Consider the following 21,198-nt stretch of genomic DNA (forward strand, 5'->3'; position numbering starts at 1 on the left):
AGTACTCCAACTTTCTTAGGTGTCTAAGGTGGTGAAAAATTTTTAGCCCGCAGATAACGCCGATTTCCGCAGATATTTTCCGGAATCATGTAATTTGCAGCGGTTTTTTCTTAGTGCCTCCAGCTTTCTTAGGTGTCTAAGGTGGTGAAAAATTATATTGGCCCGCAGATAATGCTGATTTCCGCGGATATTTTTAGGAATCATGTAATTTGTAACGGTTTTTGTTAATACCTACAATTTCCTAAGGTGTTCGAGTGATGAAAAATATTTGAAAGGCAAAATATACGTTACAGCGCTTTCTCTTACTGAAAATTTTGTACTTTCATCGCATAAATCAGTAAACCAGCACTTCATGAAATATCTTTTTGCATCTGCACTACTCTGCACCTCTTTTTTTGTCAAAGCACAGGATAACTTCGGTGCTGTTTTTAATCAAATAAACACCGACGTACAGCAAAATTCTAAAGCTTACCAAACGCTTAAATACGAAACAGAAACGATTGGTCATCGTTTAACCGGATCGCCCAATGGTGCAAAGGCGGAACAATATGCTTACGATTTATTAAAATCGTACGGTTGCGAGGTTAAATTTCAACCTTTTGAAGTAGAGAGTTGGGCCAGAAAGACCATCAATGTAGAAATTGGTGCAGATAAAAGTAATTTGACTAAAATGAAGGCCGTTACTTTAGCCCATTCTCCTGTAAGTGCCGATATAACAGGTGACATTGTCGATGCCGGTAACGGATTAGAAGTAGATTATCAGGCTAATCCTGCTAAGTTTAAAGGAAAAATTGCATTGATTTACCTTGGTGTTTTACCTGGTTCTCCCGCCGGAACAAAATCATTGCACCGCTCGGAGAAAACCGCAATTGCAACAAAATATGGTGCCACAGGTGTAATTATCATTAATACCGTAAAAAATGGTGTTTTATTAACGGGTACTGCTTCAGTTACAGGCAAACTGATTCCAGTTCCGGCGGTTTGTATTGGTTTGGAAGATGGAATGGCGCTAAAGGAAAAATTAAAAACCCAGCCACAGGTAGCGCATATCGCAATGACGAATTTTTCAGGTTTAATTAAAGCCAGGAACGTTATTGCTACTTTTAAAGGAACAGAAATGCCAAAAGATAAAGTTGTTGTTGGCGGACATTTAGATAGCTGGGATTTGGCGACAGGCGCTATTGATAATGGCATCGGTTCCTTTGCAGTTATGGATATGGCCAGAACCTTTAAAAAGTTAAACTTAAAAACAAAACGTACGGTTGAATTTGTCTTGTTTATGGGCGAGGAGCAAGGTTTGCTGGGCTCGAAAGCTTATGTAGAGCAAGCAAAGAATGCAGGAAATATCGGTCAGGTTAAATTTATGTTGAATTATGATATGACCAACGACCCGAAAGGATTTTCAACTTCGCGAGCTGAAATGAAAGAATTATTTACCGCATGGGGTGCCGATATTGCAAAAATTGATACAGGTTTTAAGAACTTATTTAATGCTGGCGCAGGTTTACATAGCGACCATCAACCATTTATGCTAGAAGGTATTCCAACAGGCGGTGGTGCAGGCGGACAACTACCAAATAATTCTGGTCCTTACTATCATTCAGATGGCGATAGCTTTAAATTGGTTGATGAACAAGGCCTGAAAAATACGGTTCGTTACAGCGCCATGTTAACTTATGCCTTAGCTAATACTCCAAAAATTCCTGTTGGAGTACAAAGTGAAGCGGAATTAAGCGCATTTCTGGAAGCTCAAAACCTTAAAGAACCACTAACAATTGCAGGTGAGTGGCGTTGGAAGTAAATAATTATTCCGTCATTTCGACCGTAGTGGAGAAATCTTTGTAATGTAATTCGCCTGTACCGGTACACAATTAGATTAACGATTTAATCGTAATTAATAGCGCAATCGCTAAAAGCGATTAATTATAAGCATGTTCGTTACAAACGAGCTTGCGAAAATTGTACAAATCTGTTGTAATATTCGAAACGCTACGGCTTAAGAACCGCTTGCGCTCGTTTTTAACGAGTGCAGAATAGATTAACGATTTCATCGTAATTAATAGCGCAATCGCTAAAAGCGATTAATTATTAACCGCTAGTTACAAACGAGCGTGCGCAAATTGATAACAAAGATTTAAAGGTTACATAGATTTTATAACATTGGAAACTCAATGATATCAGGATCTGTTTTCCCTAAACCCTAACCATTAATATAGCTTTCCAAATGAGAAATAGTTTGTTTTTGGTCTGCGATGATAAATTTCACCACATCACCGATTGAAACCATTCCTTTAACTTCATCGTTATCTACAACAGGCAAATGACGAATGTGTTTTTCTGTCATTAACTCCATGCACTTATCTATGCTATCGTTTAAACGGATAGAAATTGGATGGGGTGTCATAGCCTCGCTAATTAAAGTGTCTTTAGATGATTTGCCTTGAAGGATGATTTTTCTGGCGTAATCCCGTTCGGTGAAAATACCGGAAAGCTCGGCACCTTTCATAACAAGTACTGCGCTGATGTTTTTATCAGTCATCACTTTCAGCGCATCTAAAACAGAAGTATTTTCGCTTACAGAAATAATGCGGGCCTGCTTTGTATCCAGCAGCTGTTTTACAGTTTTCATAATCATTTATTTGGTTACCTCAATTTATGAATAATTACTTGTAAATCAATTTTTTAAATTGATAAATAACTGATTGAAATTTTTTACAAAAACCGGCTTAGGGCCAATAAAAATTCTTTATGATTATATAATTTATAAGGGTGTTAAAGAATGTTGCGTCCAATTGGCATAGGAATTATAAAGATTTCTGCTATGAGGATTGTCTTATCTACATCCCATAAACCAGGGTTTGTCAGTAGTGTAAATGTTCTTAATCCGGTCTGGTAATGATTTTGTAAATTTAAAGCACTTTCTCAGAATTTAGCTGTATAGCGTTTATAACAAGTATAGCCGAAAAAAAAGCAATTCCAAAAGGTTGTGTATAATGTACACTAAGGTGTCTCAGGTCACATTATTCCTTTTAGTTGTAAATCTGCATTGATTTATCAGGAACATTATTGTTTTTTAGCCGTTTAAGTTAAAAATACCAATAATGAATATGTTTCTTAACGCCGACACAAGGATTCTTGATATAGGCGGTACCATAATTATAATAACACTTTTTAAAGCTGAAATCGATAGATACAGGGTTTTTGTCGATGGAGTTATGAAAGGATATTTAATAGAGGAAGATGGCTTTCTGGTAGCAGCCGACAGGATGAATATTAGTCCGCTATTTTTATTAAGGATTAATGAGTTTGCGAAAGGATACAGTTACCTTCCTGCAGCTGTTTAAATAGAGCTGTTACTTATCAAATGGATTAGTATCCTGGCTTTTGTTATTGAGTAAACTATTGCGTAATTTTGTACTTCTAAATCAAAGATAGATTTGGGAACAATTGGAAATAACTTTTTTCAATTGTCATAATTCAGATTTAAAACAATTTAAACAATTTATATATGTCATCAGTAGAGACAACTTACATCCCTTACAAAGTAAAGGATATTTCACTGGCAGAATGGGGCCGTAAAGAAATCGAATTAGCCGAAGCAGAAATGCCTGGTTTAATGAGTTTACGTAAAGAATTCGGTCCAACGCAACCGTTAAAAGGTGCTCGTATTGCAGGCTGCCTGCACATGACCATCCAAACGGCTGTTTTAATCGAAACCTTAACTGCACTGGGTGCCGAGGTTACCTGGTCATCATGCAACATTTTCTCCACTCAGGATCATGCTGCTGCAGCAATTGCTGCTGCCGGTATTCAGGTTTATGCCTGGAAAGGTCTGAATGAAGAAGAATTCGACTGGTGTATTGAGCAAACTTTACACTTCGGTCCGGAGCAACAACCATTAAACATGATTCTGGATGATGGTGGCGATTTAACCAATATGGTTTTTGATAAATATCCTGAGTTAATCGCGGGTATTAAAGGTTTATCAGAAGAAACCACTACCGGTGTTCACCGTTTGTACGAAAGAATGAAAAACGGAACCTTGCATACACCTGCAATTAACGTTAACGATTCGGTAACTAAATCTAAATTCGATAACAAATACGGCTGTAGAGAATCATTGGTAGACGCAATTCGTCGTGCTACTGATGTAATGATGGCCGGTAAAGTAGCTGTTGTTTGCGGTTATGGCGATGTGGGTAAAGGTTCAGCAGAATCATTAAGCTCGCAAGGTGTACGTGTAATTGTTACTGAAATCGATCCGATTTGTGCTTTACAAGCGGCAATGGAAGGTTATGAAGTTAAACGTTTGGATACGGCTATTAAAGAAGCAGATATCGTGGTAACCACAACCGGTAACTGTGACATCGTTCGCGAAAAACACTTCCGTGCATTAAAAGATAAGGCTATCGTTTGTAACATCGGTCACTTCGACAACGAAATCGACATGGCCTGGTTAAACGGTACTTATGGCGATACTAAGGTTGAAATTAAACCACAGGTTGATAAATACACCATTGATGGTAAAGACGTAATTGTTTTGGCTGAAGGTCGTTTAGTTAACTTAGGTTGCGCAACAGGTCATCCAAGTTTCGTAATGAGTAATTCATTTACCAACCAGACTTTGGCGCAATTGGAACTTTGGACTAACACTGCTGCTTACGAAAATAAAGTTTATACTTTACCTAAGCATTTAGATGAAAAAGTTGCCCGTTTGCACTTAGAGAAAATCGGTGTAGAATTAGAAGTTTTAGACCAGCATCAGGCTGATTATATCGGCGTTCCGGTTGAAGGTCCGTTTAAATCAGACGAATACCGTTACTAACCCCAAACCCCTAAAGGGTCTTATAGTTTTTAAAAGGGATGTGCAAATTGCATATCCCTTTTTTGTTGAATCATAATTAAACGTCATAGATTTCAAAAAAAACTATGGGGTTTGAACAACAGCATAATAAGTTATTTCCGCCGCTTTATTTGATAAATACTGCAATTATTTGCTGCCTAAAACTTAAATTTGGAAAAAATCAAGACAATGAAAAACTTAATATTTGCTTTGTTATTAAGTGTATTTGCAATCAATGCAAATGCTCAATCTGCTCCGAAAACAGCGGAAACTTCAAAAGTAATTACCAAACAATTGGTTGATATTGCCTGCGGCGAATGCCAATTCAAAATGAAAGGTAAAGACTGCGAACTTGCCGTAAAAATTGAGGGTAAACCTTATTTCGTTGATGGTAAAAGTATTGATGATTTTGGAGATGCCCATGGCGAACATGGTTTTTGCAATGCTGTAAGCAAAGCCGAAGTAACCGGCGAAATTGTGAATAACCGCTTCAAGGCAAAAGAAATAAAGTTATTACCGAAGAAATAATAAACGCAAAGTATGCTAAGTTTTCGCAAAGAGCTGCAAAGCTTGATTTAAAATACTTAAGCTTAAACTTCGTGCTCTTTGCACCCGTCGTTCTTTGCGTCCTTTGCGGTTAACAGAAAAAAACTACTCAAATTCTTTTTCCAATCCCTGTCGTAAATCAAAAAGCAACCACTGTTTATTCTTAACATCGATTTGTTTGGCTTTCAATAAGCGGATAAAATCCTGAACGCCGATTTCTTCATTCCCATTACCATGAATGAGTACGATACTGCCAACATTTGGCTGCTGGCCTTTCGCCAACCAGGCATCGCTGCCAATTGGAATCAAACCATATTCTTCAATTTTTTGAACTATCTTTTTATCAGAAACCAATCCCGGAAAACGGAAAAATACCGAAGGTGTTAAACCATTTTTTAGCATCAATTTTTCATTCTCCAAAACTTCAACGTCTAAATTTGTACCGGGTATAAGTAAAAAGTTCTTTGTCAAAGGCAAACCATTCACTTCATGGTTGTACGTATGGTTCACCCATGTTATATCCAGCTCCTTTTTCTCTACCAGACTTTTCAGCCAGTTCAGGTCGTCTTCATGCTTTAGCATCCATTTGCCGGAAACAGAAATGGCAAGTGGAGCAGGTTGCTCAATCTTTTTAAATTCATCAAAAACCGATTGAAAAATAATCCTGTCTAAAGATTTGTGAGACGGGCAAAGAACGATGGTAAGTGTTATCCCTTTTTCATTCGGAATGGAATGATCTATACCTGCGTTCTGTAACTGAATATCTTTCGCTGCTGCTGCTTCTAACGATTTTACATAAGCTGTGTTTTTAAAAATGGCAAGCATATTCGAATACGCTAAACTGCTTAAAGTATACTTGCTTGATAAGTCTGTTTTTGTGTATAAAGTTTCCGGATTAACGAGCAGTAAATATTTTTGATTGTTATTTACAAAACTTCTTATTACGATTAATTTTTCATTAGCGCTGATCGCTAAACTAAAACTCACCTTGTATCTTTTTATGTCGTCAAAATGCTGTGCTGAAAGTCTTGAGTTAATAAGAAATATTGCTAGAAACGAGAGACTTAATATTTTAGATAAATTCATGTTCCTTATTTAAAATCTTCTAATTTAGTTCAAATCCGCTATCTTTACAATAACGCAATGAACAAAGAAAAAGTAAAATTATGGTTTAAGCGGGTTGGCTTAGTCGGGTTTTTATTCTTCCTTATTAAAGGATTAATATGGCTGGTCGTGTTCTATTTTATCGGGAAAAACGTTACGTAGAATTTGTTTCTAACGGTTAAGTTATGCTTTTAAGTCTTTAATTAAAAGTAAACAACATATTAGCCAGGAAATTCCAGATAAATACCAAAATAATTGCAAAAAATTTAGCGACATAAAAGTTTACGCCATTTTTCCGATGATGAAAAAAGTAAATAATTGCCGTATTTAAGGCCAAACCAAACAGGCTCACGGCCAGGAACTTTATAAATTCCGCACCCCAATGTTCATTTTTGCTTTGAAAAGTCCAGACACGGTTAATCAAATAATTATTCGTTACAGCGAGTGAAAAACCAATTGCATTCGAAACATATTTATTAATTTTTATTTTTTCTTTACATAACCATGTCGCACCAAAGTCTATTGCCATTCCCAGCAGACCTGTCAAACCAAATTTTATAATACGAAAAAATAAATCCATGTTAATGTACTTTTACGAGATAAAAATGTTCTAAAACCTGCTTGCGGGTTTTTGCATTTAAAAATTTACCTGTTAGTTTGGTAATGTGAAAATATTCAAAAGTTTCTAGTATTTCTGCATGGTATTCGCGCTTCAATTTAGGTAATTCTGCTTCAGATACGTAAATAACTAAGTTATTCAAATCTTTTACCTTATCCAAATCTGCATAATTATGCAGGTATTTTACCTCACCCGGGGCATAAAAATCAAAAGAAAAGGCATCAATATAATTTAAAACGGCCGGCCTGGCTGTTGGGTAATGTTGCTTTAGCCAGTTTCCTGCCTGCATCCCTGATTGATATTTTAAAATGGCAGGGTAAAAGAATACAAAAAGAAATAGCGCGAGCGTTATGGAAACAGCTGCACTTCGACCAATTAATGTTTTAATTTCTTTTCCTTTAATATACGTAAACGTGAAAATTGCGCCGGCAAGGATTAAAAATAAAACGGCATAGGCCCTTTCGAAACCGAAAAAGAACCAGATAACGGTGAGCAAAATTAAAACTAAAGCCAACACTATATTTTGTATCGTTAGAAAAGTACGAAGCATTTTCCCTTCCAGTTTCTGAATAAATAAGGCCGTAATAATTGAGAACTGAGGGAAAATAATTAAAATATAATGGGGCAACTGAAATTTTGAAAGTGAAAAGATTAAGAATGTGACGGCAGCACTTGCCCAAATAATAATGCTTTCCGGTGCTAAATTTTCTCTGTTCTTCTTTTTGAAAAGATTTACAACCGCTGCATAGAACAATATCGACCAGGGGAGGAAAGCCCAGAGTGTCGTATGAAGAAAGAACGAAATATCACCCTTACCCTTAATAGGGCCATTGTTAAAAAACCGTCCGAATTGGCTGTCCCAAAAGAAGAACTTTAACCCTGAAACACCCGTTCTGTCGAAAACAACTTTTTCAGGATGCAAATCGAATTGTGTGTAGAGTGCATATAATTCGGGCGTGATGAAAACAAAAATTAACGCAATGGCCACATACCATTTCGGATTTAATAATTGTTTGTATTGCTTTGTAAATAACCAGTAAATAATGAAACCTGCAAAAACCGGAATTAAGACAAAAATTCCTTTAATAAGAATGGCGCATGCCGCAAAAAAAGCGCCTGCAACTATATGCCAGAATGAACTGTTATGAGCCTTATAAAAATGATAAATTGATGCAAAGGTAAAAGTTGTGAGGTAAATTTCAGCTCTTACATCGAATGTTGATGTAATGATGTGTAAAGCACTTAAGAAAATTAAAGCACTGATTAAACCTGTTTTTTCATCGTAGATATCCTTTGCCAGTTTGTAAAAGTACCAGACGCCCAGTAAACCAAAAAGAAAGGACGGTAATTTATAGGCAAAGGATGAAATGCCAAATACTTTGAAAAATGCGGCTGATATCCAAAAGGTAAGGTGGGGTTTATCCAACCAGTCTGCTCCACGGCCATAAAGATTAAACCAGTCTTTAAATAAAATTATATTTTTCGACATCGAAGCGTATAGTGCGCCATCGGGTTCCATTACGCCGCCAAAAAGTGCAGGAATACTCGCAAATGCGAGTAAAACGATTAGGAATTTATATAGTGTTGTATCCTTTAAATTCATTTTGCTTTGAACAAATATGGGCAAAAAAAAGCTCAAATTTATTAATGGTTTCCGATTAACAAAGGCAAAGCCTTATCTTTACAGCATGACAAAGTTATCGGTTAACATCAACAAAATTGCTACATTACGCAATAGTCGCGGGGGTAATAATCCTGATTTGGTTAAAGTTGCATTGGATTGCGAGGCCTTCGGAGCGCAGGGAATTACCGTACACCCAAGGCCGGATGAACGTCATATCCGTTACCAGGATGTTTATGATTTAAAGTCGGCGATTTCCACAGAATTTAACATTGAAGGAAATTGCAAGGAAGATAAATTTGTTGATCTGGTGCTGGCAAACAAACCTGCCCAGGTTACTTTAGTGCCCGATGCAGAGGGACAAATTACGTCAAATCATGGTTGGGATACCATAAAACATGCAGCTTATCTGAAAGAAATGGTTTCGATATTTCAAAAAGAAGGTATTCGTGTTTCTATTTTCGTTGATCCGGTAGTTGAAATGGTAGAGGGCGCCGCTGAAACCGGAACGGATAGAATCGAACTTTATACCGAAGCTTACGCACACAATTATTTTGCAGATAGAGAGAAGGCTATTGTAAATTACATTGCAGCGGCGCGTCACGCAAATCATTTAAACCTGGGCATAAATGCGGGGCATGATTTAGATTTACACAACCTGCATTATTTCGCTCAAAGCATTCCCGCTCTCCTGGAAGTTTCTATTGGCCACGCTTTAATCAGCGATGCACTTTATTTAGGACTGGAAACCACCATTCAAAAATATTTACAACAACTCGTTTAAAAAACGGAAAGAAAAAGCTAATCTTCTGTGTTAAAATCTTAATCAATCCCATATCTTGATACTTTATACTAAATACTTGATACTAAACACTTGATACTATTTAAATGTTAAAAGGAATTCTCCTTGTCTTTTTTGGTGCCTGCAGTTTTGGTATCTTATCTACTTTTGTAAAGCTGGCTTATCATGATGGTTATTCATTAGGTGACGTTACGGGTACACAGGCTTTTTTTGGTGCGGTAATTTTATGGGTTTTATTCTTTTTTCAAAGTAGAACTTCAAAAGTTAAAAATAAAGAAATTAAACTCATCACACCTTGGTGGAAAATGGTTCTTGCCGGAACTTGTACAGGATTGGTAAGTGTTTTTTATTATCAGTCTGTTAAGCTTGTCCCAAATTCTGTTGCTATAATTTTGTTGATGCAATTTATCTGGATGAGTATTTTGCTTGAATTCATCATTTATAAAAAGAAACCTGCAGGTCTCCAGTTTTTATCAATTTTATTGGTGTTGACCGGAACGGTTTTAGCCAGCGGAATGGTTGAAGCGAATATCGAATCCCTTAGCTTAAAAGGAATCGGTTTTGGTCTGTTAGCGGCAATTTCTTATGCAGGTTTTCTCCTGTTAAGCGGAAGAATCGGAAATGAATATCCCGCTTTGAAGAAAAGCGCATTGATGATTAGCGGCGCCTGCATTTTGATTTTTATTCTTTTTCCACCAATGTTTTTGTTTAACGGCGCTTTAAACGGAAGCTTGCTTAAATGGGGACTAATTATTTCTATTTTCGGAACGGTAATTCCGCCACTATTTTATGCTGAAGGTGTTCCGAGAATAGGAACAGCCTTAAGTTCCATTTTAAGTGCTGCCGAATTGCCTGTTGCGGTTATGATGGCCGGATTTGTATTGCAGGAACAGGTTTCGCTTTTACGATGGATAGGTGTATGTGTAATTTTATCGGCAATGGTTTTACCTAATTTGAAGTATTTGAAATTAAAAGGATTTAACCACAGAGAACATTAAGAGAAGGCACCGAGAATACAAAGCCTGGCATTTAATATTACCACGAGGCATACCGAGTTAAAGGCACAGAGCAAAATAAATAATCTGTGAATCTATGGCCAAAACCAAGCGTTTAAATTACCACAAAGCAAACTAAGTTTCTGTTTTATTCTTCATGCGCTCTGTGAAAATCTCTGTGCATTCTGTAGTAAAATAATTGTTGACTTTGCGGTTAATCTAAAAATAAATACCTTTAAAACATAAACGCATTTACAATGAAAAAACATATCATTTATACTTTATCATTAATTGTCATCTGCTTCGCCGGATGTAAAAATAAAACAACCATAAACCAGGATGAAGCAGGAACTGTGATAACAGATTATTTAAAAGCCAATCCGGAATATAAAACCACTCGATTTAGCTTTGGCGAAATAAAATTCAGTAGTAAAAGTGATAAAGAAGACCTGGCAAAATATAAAACTTTAGAGAGCAAAGGAATGGTTTCGTTAACATTAAAAGAAGCGAACAAGAAATTTTTATCTAAAGATAGCAGTTATGTTTATCAGATTACGCTTACTGAAAAAGCAAGTCCTTTGGTTTTAAAACAGGATGAAGATAAAGCAACAGTAAAAGTTGTTGAATATGTTTTAGCAGATGAAAAGCCGGTTGATTTTTCTCAGGTGAATTCAAGTACGTCTAAAGTAACGGTTTCACTAAAGAAAGTAAATACCGATTTTGCGCCTTTTGATAAAGATGCAAGTGAAAACAGCAACTTCATTACCAAAACTTACAAGCTTAAATTGAGTAAAGACGAAGGTTGGAAAGTGCAGAAATAAGGTTTTAAGCTTAAGTGTTAAAGACTGAAGCTTGAGCGAATGCGAAGTTGGCAAAAATTTTTAAGCCTTTTTCTTTGAAAACCAGTTTTTGAATTTCTTAAAAATGTCTTCCTTTTTGGGTTTTGGTTTGCCGTCGTGGGTTAAATTATTATCGTAGTGATTTTGCAGTTCGGTTGCATACTTTTTCTGTGCCGCCTTTCCTTTATTAAGCAGCTTAATGTATTCAACCACGTTGAAGTTTAGCGTGCTGTTAAATGAAACAGCATGGTATTCACTTCTGGCTTTTGGCTCCTGGTTCTGGTTAATCTCTGCACAACCGTTTTCTGCGAAATAATCGATATGAAAAATTTGAGGTTTTAGTTTTTTGAGTCTTTTTGTTCCTCTTCTTTCATTTCGCCAGGGATGTTCATTCTTGTAAAGTTGCGCAAGCAAATAATCTTTTCGCCAAAGCGTAACCTGGTGCGACATTAAAAAATCTGATTTCTGATTGTCGATTTCAGCAACGTTAAATCCCTCTATAAAAATATCGGTTGCCTTTGTTTTATAAACATCCGAACTGTGAAGTTTAACTTGTTTCCAGTCATTATTTTTTGCTAAATCAAAAAGCTGTTCAAAAAAAATACGGTTAACAGGCTTACTCAACCACATATCTTCCTGAAAATATAGGATATAGTCTTCTTCAATTTTGTTTTTCAGCAGAAATGAAAGACGATCGGCCCAGGCACCCTTTCCAGATTTGATATTTTCAAAACCATTTATGCTTACGTCCTTTTCTTCCGTAGCAAAATAATATTTACAGGGAACTTTAAAATCCCAGTGTTTTGAAAAAAAGTGGTCAAAACCTTCGTAAAGAAATTCATAACCATCGCAGGCATGAACGATTAAAGCAACATTCTTATTTGATTTTGACATTTAAAAACAGGTGTATTATTTATTCAAAGATATAAAAACTTTAAAAGTCTTAAACGAGTGCAGATTGTATCATCAACCGATATCTTGATTTACAACTTATTTTTAGTAGGTATTCTGTGAAGTTTTTCGGTGAGTGAGACAATAACTGATAGGTAAATATACAATCCAATTATGCCTTTCATCATCTTCCATCATCCATTTTACATCATGTAACCTCCATCTTCCATTTTTTCTGTCATGCTGTCAGTATCAAGTCCTATGAATTTTTACATTTTATCAGTCTTTTACCGATATTTTCTGCCAAAAACCAATTGGCACAAGCATTGTTTAACAGGAGTAGAAATTATAATACTTTAAAAAGAGAAAATAAAAATACAATGGGAAAAATTATTGGAATAGACTTAGGAACAACAAACTCTTGCGTGAGCGTAATGGAGGGCAATGAGCCTGTAGTTATCGCAAACAGTGAGGGTAAACGTACTACACCGTCTATTGTTGCTTTTGCAGAAAACGGTGAGCGTAAAGTTGGCGAGCCTGCTAAACGTCAGGCTATAACCAACCCAACAAAAACGATATATTCGATTAAACGCTTTATGGGTAGCAGCTACGACGAAAGTTCGAAAGAAGCCGGACGTGTACCTTATAAAGTTGTTAAAGGTGATAATAACACACCTCGTGTAGAAATCGACGACAGAAAATATACTCCACAAGAGATTTCTGCAATGATTTTACAAAAAATGAAAAAAACTGCTGAAGATTTCCTGGGTCAGGAAGTTACTGAGGCGGTTATTACTGTACCGGCTTACTTTAACGATGCACAACGTCAGGCTACGAAAGAAGCAGGTGAAATTGCAGGTTTAACTGTAAAACGTATCATTAACGAGCCAACTGCAGCTGCTTTAGCTTATGGTTTAGATAAAGCACACAAAGACATGAAAATTGTTGTTTTTGACTGTGGTGGTGGTACACATGACGTTTCTGTTTTAGAATTAGGTGATGGCGTTTTCGAAGTAAAATCTACTGATGGTGATACACACTTAGGTGGTGATGATTTTGACCACATCATTATTGATTGGTTAACGTCTGAATTCAAATCTGAAAACAGCATGGACCTTTCTAAAGATCCGATGGCTTTACAACGTTTAAAAGAAGCTGCTGAGAAAGCTAAAATTGAGTTATCTAGCACAACTTCTACTGAAATTAACTTGCCATATATTACTGCTGATGCCAGCGGGCCTAAACACTTAGTACGTACTTTAACCCGTGCTAAATTTGAGCAATTGGCTGATAGCTTAATCAAACGTACTATCGATCCTTGTAAATCGGCTTTGAAAAATGCTGGTTTAAGCACAAGTGATATTGATGAAATTATTCTGGTTGGTGGTTCTACGCGTATCCCTGCTATTCAAGAGGCTGTTAAAGCTTTCTTCGGTAAAGAGCCGAGTAAAGGTGTTAACCCTGATGAGGTTGTAGCAATTGGTGCTGCTATCCAAGGCGGTGTGTTAACTGGTGATGTGAAAGATGTATTGTTATTAGATGTTACACCTTTATCATTGGGTATTGAAACGATGGGTGGTGTAATGACTAAATTAATTGAGTCTAACACAACTATCCCAACTAAGAAATCGGAGACTTTCTCAACTGCAGCTGATAATCAGCCATCGGTAGAAATCCATATTTTACAAGGTGAGCGCCCAATGGCTAATCAAAACCGTACAATTGGCCGTTTCATTTTAGATGGTATCCCACCAGCACCTCGTGGTGTGCCTCAGGTTGAAGTATCTTTTGATATTGATGCTAACGGTATCTTACACGTAAGTGCTAAAGATAAAGCGACTGGTAAAGAGCAAAAAATCCGTATCGAAGCTTCTTCAGGTTTAACTGATGCTGAGATTAAGAAAATGAAAGAAGAAGCAGAAGCTAATGCAGCTGATGATGCTAAAGCAAAAGAAGAAGCGGATAAAATCAATGGCGCTGATGCTTTAATCTTCTCTACAGAAAAACAATTGAAAGAGTTTGGCGATAAATTATCTGCTGATAAAAAAGCACCAATCGAAGCTGGCTTAGAGAAACTGAAAGCAGCACATGGTTCCCGTAACTTCGCAGATATCGATGCAGCACAAGCTGAATTGCAAAATGCATGGAACGCAGCATCTGAAGAAATGTACAAAGCAGGTGAACAACCTCAAGGTGGTGGCGAACAACCACAAGCTGATGGACAACCTCAGGGTGGCGGTGATAACGTTACTGATGTTGATTTCGAAGAAGTGAAAGAGGAAAAATAGTTTCTAATTCCGAAAGTCAGCGGTTTGAAGACCGGAGATTTAAAATACAAAAAGCGTTTCTGATTAAGTTCAGGAACGCTTTTTTTATGAGCTCGTCATCCGATAGCCTATCGGATGACGACTTTCTTTTTTTGAAATAAATGGTTTGGTTCTTTTCGGAAACTTTAGCCCTGCCACTCACTTCAATCTTTTTAAACTTCTTTCATACTGCAAACAAAAAATATTTTTGCTGTTGCCGGGTTTGAAAATTACGTTTGGTGCTTTTGGGTCACTTTAATGGGATAAATCTATTTCCGGTGTCTTGCTTTTATAGGTTTGGCATGATATTCTAAATCTTGCACTTTGCCAAAAAATTTATTTAACAGCCCAATAGCGGGCCAGATCAACATTGGCGTGAATCTACTTAACATATTCAGGCTATTTTCTGCGGGCAGAACAGAATCCAAGACAACACCAAATGAAAATATTGCAGGAACAATCAGGGTTCTCCATCTTGCTAATTGACGGGCTTTTATATCGTTGAAACCATCAGAAATCCGACCGCGGTGTTTTATGATGTAAGCAAGCATTGCATAATTTAGTAATCCTGTAAAGGCAATGTTTAATGAGTAAAACCAAAACGGCAAGCTAAACATCGGATTGTCGCTGTAATAGGCCGAACTAAAGGGCATTAAAATTATGGAGAACAGAAAAAAGAAATTAAGCCAAATCAATTTATCATCGTAATCCTTAATAAATGAAAACATTCGATGGTGCGAGCGCCAGTAAATGGCGATAACGAAAAAGCTAATAATAAAACCAATAAATTTGGGAATCAAATTTAATAGCTGATTAGCCATCCCGGCAAAAGTCATTCCATGATGAATTTCTGGTGCTTTTATTTCTATAATCAGTAAAGTAATTGCTATAGCAAAAACAGCATCTGTAAAAAGAATCATCCGCTCAATCTGGAACTCTTTTTTTAATTCACTATGTTCTGACATAAAAATATTAAACTAAATTTTCCTCAATTATACCCTGTAACTCTTTTTCATTAAGAGATAGTTCGTAAAGTAATTTAAATTGATTTTTTGCTCTATCCAAATTTTGTGTTGGATATTTTATAGTGTAGTAAATATTATTACTCAAAAAATCAGTTAAGAAACGTAAAGCCTGCATGTAAATCATGTATCGCCCTGAAAATAAAATGAGTTCTTTTTCCGTTTTTGTTAAGCTGTTTTTCATTTCTGATAAATAGCCTTTAACCAAAGCCTGGAAGTACGGTAAACGAATTTTAATTTTATTTAAATCGGTTTCGTTTTCTGAGCATGCGCAAAGATAGGTGCGCATCATATCTCCTAAATCTGATACAAATTTACCTGGCATGATGGTATCTAAATCGATAACACAAATACCTTTAAACGTATCTGCATCTAGCAATACATTACTTATTTTGGTATCGTGATGCATAACCCGGTTTGGGAAATCAACCCTGTGGGCGTACGATTTAAAATACTCAAGTATATATTTGTGTGCCAATGCATCATCGATTTGTGGTTTTGCCTGCTCCTGTAATTCTTTTGATGCTGTATTTAAAGCCTGGGTAAATTGTTCAAAACGCAACCCTAAATCGTGAAAACCTGAAATTGTTGGCTCTAAATTGTCGGCTTTAAAGTTATTAAGCACGCGACTAAATTTTCCAAATTGTTTTGCAGCTTCATAAGCTTGCTGAGGGTCAGTTAATACATCCAGCGAAACCGAATTTGGAATGAATGGCAGCATTCGCCAGTATTCATTATGAATGTGAGCCATTTCTGCCCCATTAAGTGTGGGAACAGGTTTTATGAAGAGATAATCAGGATATGTTTTGGCAAGGTAATCTACTATTGCCCTGAGGTTATCGGCAATTGCTTTTGGGTTCTTAAAAACCGAAGTGTTAATATGCTGAAGGATATATTTTTTATCTTCAGATAAAGGTGAAAGCAAATAAGTACGGTTAATTAATCCCGTACCTATTTGTGTTATTTTAACATTTTCTTTGGTATATCCGTATGCTTCTAAAACTTCGGCATCTAAATTTAGCTCCATAGTTTTTCAGGATACGTTCCGTTTTTAACCAATTGGTTAATACTATCCTGAACATATGGCTTATCTTCTTTGTAAGTTACACCAAACCATTTATTAGAAGTTGGGACAACCTTAAAAGTAGCCTCGCCTGTTTTTACCAGATTTTCTCCGATTAAAGGAATGAAGAATTCTGCTTTGGGTTTTTCTTTATTTGCTAATGCAAATTCGACGAATAATTTTTCTGTGATGTTAAAAACGGCAGGCGTAAAACCCCAGAAATTCATTGAAACGGGTGTGTCAAAACTTAAAGGAAATTCTTCACCATCTTCTTCGTAGAAAATTTTATCATCTTTTGGATAAACTTTTGTGCGTTCGATAATTTCTTCCAGATTTCCTGATGCATCAACTTTACAAACGCCGCGAGATACCGCACCAAATTCAGAGAGTGTTTTACCTACCTCATAGCCAATAATTGAGAAATTACTATCAGAGGCCTCATCAGATAAGAAATCGACCATTTTTTTAAATGCATCGTATCCATAATAATCGTCTGCATTGATAACGCAAAATGGTTCTTTTACAACCTTTCTTGCTGAAAGAATTGCGTGGGCAGTTCCCCATGGTTTTTCACGGTATATTTCCTCTTCAATACCAAATTGTTTTAAATCAAAATTTTGGAAAACATAATCAGTTTCAATTCTACCATTCAATTTTGGTTCGAAAATAGATTTAAAATTATCTACAAACTCTTCCTTAATAATAAATACAACCTTACCGAATCCGGCTTTAATTGCATCGTAAATCGAATAATCGATAATGGTTTCGCCATTTGGGCCAAATCCATCAATTTGTTTCATGCTTCCGTAACGGCTCGCCATTCCGGCAGCCAGGATTAATAGCGTAGGTTTCATATTGCGAAAATAATAATACCTAATCAATTTTTTGATTAGGTAAGCGTTTAATTTTGGTTAATAATTTAAATATGTGAATAATTTATAAAGATCTTCATCTTTCTTAAAGTCGACTTTCTCTTTTTTAAGAAAGTCATTTAATAAATCTTCTTTAATACCAAATAAAGCAATAATAGTTTTTTTATTGGGTGTAATTTTAGTTAAAGTTCCGTTTTGAAAAGAATAATAGCTATACGTTGTATTAAAAGCTTTGTTGGTAACCGCCGAACCATATTGTTTAAGCTCCGTAATATTTTTACTTACTTTTTTTAACAATCCGATTTTTCCCGTTGCAATAACCTGGTAATATGAATTAGAATTTAATCCATTAATAGCAGGTAAACCGTTTATGAAATGAACGGGATTGGGTTCTGTCCCATATAACTCAAATTCCTTAACAGGTTCTGCGAAATACATTAGTGAACCGTCATTGTTTTTAAAAATTAGTTTTTCGTCAATAACGTTATATTTTAATGAATCGGTAATGTACTTTTTTCCGTTTTGTAAAGTAACCTTTCCTTTAACCCAAAAGTCGTAAAGATAGGGGCTTCCGGTTACATCGGTATATTTGATTTCTTTAATTGGTGTTCGCTGTACATCGCCAAAAGGCAAGACCTCATATTGTGCCTGTGCACCGAAAGAGACAAATATTAGCAGTACAAAAAAGCCTCTCATCTTGCTGAATTTAAAATCCAAATAAACCGCCGCCACTTTTTGTCCGTGTTTTTTTTCCAGTCAGCATTCCGAAAAGACCACGTACAATTTCCTTCCCTATCTGGCGGGTAATGGTTGCACCCATTACCTGCTCAACTAAACTTTTTTCGCCAGGTTTTGGTTTGCTTTCTATTTCAGCTTGTTTTTGCGCTTCGGCTTCTTGTTTTTGTTGTTCGGCTGCTGCGGTTTGATCGTTGATTCGCTTGGTTAAAATTTCATAAGCACTTTCCGGGTCTATCGGAACTTTGTATTTAGTATACATCTGGCTTCCGGTAACTAGCTTGTCGAAATCTGCAGCGGTTAATGGTCCCATTATAGCCCGTGGTGGCGTAAGCATTGTCGCTGAAACTTCAGTCGGTATACCTTTTTCATTTAACACGGTAACCAATGCCTGGCCTGTACCCAACGATGTCAGCACTTTATCAATTTCATAGAAATCGGATTTAGGATACGTATTAACCGTCTTCTTAAGCGCGTCTACGTCATTCGGTGTAAAAGCCCTTAAAGCATGCTGAACACGGTTACCCAACTGACCTAAAACACTTTCAGGAACATCAGTTGGCGATTGTGTGCAGAAGAAAACACCAACACCCTTTGAGCGGATTAACCTGATGATGGTTTCTATCTGCTCTAAAAATGTTTTAGATGAATTATTAAAAAGCAAATGTGCCTCATCGAAAAAGAAAACCAATTTTGGTTTATCCAAATCGCCAACTTCAGGTAAGGTATTGAATAGTTCGGCAAGTAAACTTAGGAGAAAGGTTGAGTATAAAACCGGTTGATTTTGAACATCGGCAATGTTTAAAAGGCTGATTACCCCTTTGCCATCAACACGTTCAAATAAATCTTCGGAATCGAAAGATTTTTCACCAAACATTCCGGCTAAACCTTGTTGTTCAATAGCGACAATTTTTCTTAAAATAGTTCCTGACGTAGCAGTAGAAATACTGCCGTAACTTTCTTTAATCTCTTTAGCACCCGCACCTTCTGATAAATAGGAAACAAGTTTCTTTAAATCGTTAAGATCTATTATTGGCATTTTGTTATCATCGGCATATTTGAAGATAACCGCCATAACACCCGATTGGGTATCGTTTAAATCTAAAACTTTGGATAAAAGTGTCGGACCGAATTCTAAAACGGTTGCGCGCATTTGTGCACCAAGTTTTCCCGAAAGTGAATAAATTTCAACAGGAAAGCCGGCAGGCGTAAAGCTCTTTTTTAGCTGCGCCGCTCTTTCCTCAATTTTAGGATTTACACTTCCGGGTTGATTTAGTCCTGATAAATCCCCTTTTACATCGAGCATAAAGACCGGCACGCCGGCATCAGACAGTTGTTCGGCAAGTAACTGCAGCGTACGGGTTTTTCCTGTACCCGTTGCACCTGCAATTAAACCATGCCTGTTCATCATTTTTAAGGAGAGATTTACTTCCGCATCGCCATATACCTGCCCGTCTAAAATGCCGGCCCCGAGATAGATATAAGAGCCTGTCGGGGCATAAGATGCTTTTATTTTTTCGACAAATTTTGAAGAAGAATCACTCATTTTTTTCAGGTTTAAAGTCCCAATTTAATAAACTAAAACTAATATTAAAAAAGGATTTTTTTATCGCAGCCTTTAAAGGCCATAATATCAAAATTAATGGAGTTGTTTATAATAACTAATTTCGTTGTCTAAATCTTTGACTTTCTGCTGCAAAAATTCCAATTGATTTAGCAAGTGGGCAACGGCATGTAAGCCCTCCAAATTAATTTCCAGCTCTTTATAAAGTCTTATATAACGCTCCAATCCCGTTAAATCATCGGTGTTTATAAAAATCGATTTTTTTATTGCCTTTGTTTTGATTAGGCCGTATTCTTCTAAAGATTTAATAAAGTTAACTTCAACTTTATAATGCCCGCAAAAATCATCAACTGAAATGAAATTAGTTTCCATAATTGGTTAGAGTTTGGAAAGTTGTTCGAATAATTCCTTTTGTTTAGCGTTTAATTTTGTTGGTAATTTAATCTGCCATTTAACATACAGATCTCCAAATTGATTATCCTTTTTATAAATGGGAAAACCTTTTCCTTTTAATCGTAAAGTCGTATCAGGTTGCGTTCCTGCCGGAATTGACAATTTCACTTTTCCGTTTAAGGTTTCTATAATCTTTTCGCCACCTAATATCGCGGTATACAGATCGACCTCTTCCTGTACATATATATCGTTACCTTTTCTCTTAAATTTAGGGTGCTCAGCAATATTAAAAGCAATAAATAAATCTCCCGCAGGACCATTGTTCGGGCCGGGTGCGCCATAACCGGCTAGCTTTATTTTTTGTCCGTTTTCCACACCGGCCGGAATGGTAATTCGTACCTGTTTGCCGTTTACAGTTAATGTTTGTTTATGGGTTGTATAGGCATCGAGCAGGTTTAAGTTCAATTCTGAACTATAATCCTGACCTTTAAACGGTGAACGACCACTGCTGCGGGCACCGCCACCACCAAACATGGAAGAAAAGAAATCAGAAAAATCATCTCCACCAAAACCAGAAAAACCACCTCCGCTTCTGCCTCTTCCTTGCGATTGCCGTTGTTGCTGCGCATCAAACTGATCGGCATGCTGCCAATCTTTTCCATAGCGGTCGTATTTTTTCCTTTTTTCAGGATCACTTAACACCTCATTGGCCTCGTTTATCTGCTGGAATTTTTTATTCGCCTCTTCATTATTCGGATTTAAATCAGGATGATATTTTCTGGCCAGTTTACGATAGGCTTTTTTGATATCATCTGTTGATGCATCTTTTTTAATTTCAAGAACTTTATAGTAATCTATGTATTCCATAAGGCTTAAACAAATAAATGATTTTAATGTTCGGGTTTGATTTTGGAAAATGTAAAATTAGTTATTAACCGCGAAGAACAAAAGGCAAACGAAAAATGCCCCGATGACCGGGGCAT

20 protein-coding genes are annotated in these 21,198 nt (G+C 36.5%); 8 read left to right on the forward strand and 12 right to left on the reverse strand.

Translation table 11 applies throughout. The features are described from left to right. Positions 1-352 precede the first annotated feature (352 nt). Complete coding sequence (locus O0931_RS17755; RefSeq protein ID WP_269416824.1) at positions 353-1,801, forward strand: M20/M25/M40 family metallo-hydrolase; 1,449 nt, start codon at positions 353-355, stop codon at positions 1,799-1,801. 399 nt (positions 1,802-2,200) lie between these two features. Here the strand turns inward: O0931_RS17755 and O0931_RS17760 are convergent, their stop codons facing one another. After that, entirely contained in the window at positions 2,201-2,629 is a 429-nt protein-coding gene (locus O0931_RS17760; protein ID WP_269416825.1) for a CBS domain-containing protein, read from the reverse strand. A gap of 472 nt (positions 2,630-3,101) precedes the next feature. Between O0931_RS17760 and O0931_RS17765 the strand changes: the two genes are divergently transcribed. From O0931_RS17765 to O0931_RS17775, 3 genes are all read left to right on the forward strand, one after another. Next, entirely contained in the window at positions 3,102-3,344 is a 243-nt protein-coding gene (locus tag O0931_RS17765) for a hypothetical protein (protein WP_269416826.1), read from the forward strand. A gap of 164 nt (positions 3,345-3,508) precedes the next feature. Beyond that, positions 3,509-4,825 (forward strand): adenosylhomocysteinase, encoded by a 1,317-nt coding sequence (ahcY, locus tag O0931_RS17770; protein ID WP_269416827.1) that lies wholly within the window; start codon positions 3,509-3,511, stop codon positions 4,823-4,825. A 207-nt stretch (positions 4,826-5,032) separates the two neighbouring features. Next, positions 5,033-5,371, forward strand: coding sequence for a DUF6370 family protein (locus O0931_RS17775; RefSeq protein WP_269416828.1), 339 nt, complete (start codon positions 5,033-5,035; stop codon positions 5,369-5,371). Positions 5,372-5,494: 123 nt separating this feature from the next. Here O0931_RS17775 and O0931_RS17780 read toward each other — a convergent pair whose 3' ends face one another. From O0931_RS17780 to O0931_RS17790, 3 genes are all read right to left on the reverse strand, one after another. Next, on the reverse strand, positions 5,495-6,475 hold the full coding sequence (locus tag O0931_RS17780; protein WP_269416829.1) for a polysaccharide deacetylase family protein: 981 nt from the start codon (positions 6,473-6,475) through the stop codon (positions 5,495-5,497). Positions 6,476-6,692: 217 nt separating this feature from the next. Further along, complete coding sequence (locus O0931_RS17785; protein ID WP_269416830.1) at positions 6,693-7,073, reverse strand: GtrA family protein; 381 nt, start codon at positions 7,071-7,073, stop codon at positions 6,693-6,695. A gap of 1 nt (position 7,074) precedes the next feature. Further along, positions 7,075-8,715 (reverse strand): ArnT family glycosyltransferase, encoded by a 1,641-nt coding sequence (locus tag O0931_RS17790; protein WP_269416831.1) that lies wholly within the window; start codon positions 8,713-8,715, stop codon positions 7,075-7,077. A gap of 85 nt (positions 8,716-8,800) precedes the next feature. On the opposite strand from O0931_RS17790, the gene O0931_RS17795 reads away from it, so the two are divergent. From O0931_RS17795 to O0931_RS17805, 3 genes are all read left to right on the forward strand, one after another. Next, positions 8,801-9,517, forward strand: a complete 717-nt coding sequence (locus O0931_RS17795) for a pyridoxine 5'-phosphate synthase (protein ID WP_269416832.1) — start codon at positions 8,801-8,803, stop codon at positions 9,515-9,517. A 104-nt stretch (positions 9,518-9,621) separates the two neighbouring features. Then, positions 9,622-10,533, forward strand: a complete 912-nt coding sequence (locus tag O0931_RS17800) for an EamA family transporter (RefSeq protein WP_269416833.1) — start codon at positions 9,622-9,624, stop codon at positions 10,531-10,533. 254 nt (positions 10,534-10,787) lie between these two features. Then, on the forward strand, positions 10,788-11,351 hold the full coding sequence (locus tag O0931_RS17805) for a hypothetical protein (protein ID WP_269416834.1): 564 nt from the start codon (positions 10,788-10,790) through the stop codon (positions 11,349-11,351). Between the two features lie 60 nt (positions 11,352-11,411). Here the strand turns inward: O0931_RS17805 and O0931_RS17810 are convergent, their stop codons facing one another. Then, positions 11,412-12,263, reverse strand: coding sequence for a hypothetical protein (locus tag O0931_RS17810; RefSeq protein WP_269416835.1), 852 nt, complete (start codon positions 12,261-12,263; stop codon positions 11,412-11,414). A 377-nt stretch (positions 12,264-12,640) separates the two neighbouring features. On the opposite strand from O0931_RS17810, the gene dnaK reads away from it, so the two are divergent. Continuing rightward, positions 12,641-14,548 carry a molecular chaperone DnaK gene (gene dnaK / locus O0931_RS17815; RefSeq protein WP_269416836.1) on the forward strand — a complete coding sequence of 636 codons (1,908 nt, stop codon included), beginning with the start codon at positions 12,641-12,643 and terminating at the stop codon, positions 14,546-14,548. A gap of 287 nt (positions 14,549-14,835) precedes the next feature. Here dnaK and O0931_RS17820 read toward each other — a convergent pair whose 3' ends face one another. From O0931_RS17820 to O0931_RS17850, 7 genes are all read right to left on the reverse strand, one after another. Beyond that, complete coding sequence (locus O0931_RS17820; protein WP_269416837.1) at positions 14,836-15,531, reverse strand: TMEM175 family protein; 696 nt, start codon at positions 15,529-15,531, stop codon at positions 14,836-14,838. 7 nt (positions 15,532-15,538) lie between these two features. Beyond that, complete coding sequence (locus tag O0931_RS17825) at positions 15,539-16,615, reverse strand: phosphotransferase enzyme family protein (protein ID WP_269416838.1); 1,077 nt, start codon at positions 16,613-16,615, stop codon at positions 15,539-15,541. Then, positions 16,606-17,505, reverse strand: a complete 900-nt coding sequence (locus O0931_RS17830) for a nucleotidyltransferase family protein (RefSeq protein ID WP_269416839.1) — start codon at positions 17,503-17,505, stop codon at positions 16,606-16,608. The genes O0931_RS17825 and O0931_RS17830 overlap by 10 nt, the downstream gene beginning before the upstream one ends. Before the next feature lie 57 nt (positions 17,506-17,562). Next, positions 17,563-18,219: a hypothetical protein gene (locus tag O0931_RS17835; RefSeq protein WP_269416840.1), complete on the reverse strand. Its 657-nt coding sequence runs from the start codon at positions 18,217-18,219 to the stop codon at positions 17,563-17,565. 10 nt (positions 18,220-18,229) lie between these two features. Next, the gene (locus O0931_RS17840) at positions 18,230-19,804 is read right to left on the reverse strand and encodes a helicase HerA-like domain-containing protein (protein ID WP_269416841.1); all 1,575 of its coding nucleotides are present in this window, start codon (positions 19,802-19,804) and stop codon (positions 18,230-18,232) included. A gap of 93 nt (positions 19,805-19,897) precedes the next feature. After that, a complete protein-coding gene (locus O0931_RS17845) occupies positions 19,898-20,194 on the reverse strand; it encodes a chaperone modulator CbpM (RefSeq protein WP_269416842.1) in 297 nt (98 codons plus the stop codon). Between the two features lie 6 nt (positions 20,195-20,200). Continuing rightward, a complete protein-coding gene (locus tag O0931_RS17850) occupies positions 20,201-21,082 on the reverse strand; it encodes a J domain-containing protein (protein ID WP_269416843.1) in 882 nt (293 codons plus the stop codon). Positions 21,083-21,198 lie beyond the last annotated feature (116 nt).

This window comes from Pedobacter rhodius, assembly GCF_027213645.1.
In the GTDB taxonomy this organism is placed as follows: Bacteria; Bacteroidota; Bacteroidia; order Sphingobacteriales; family Sphingobacteriaceae; genus Pedobacter; species Pedobacter rhodius.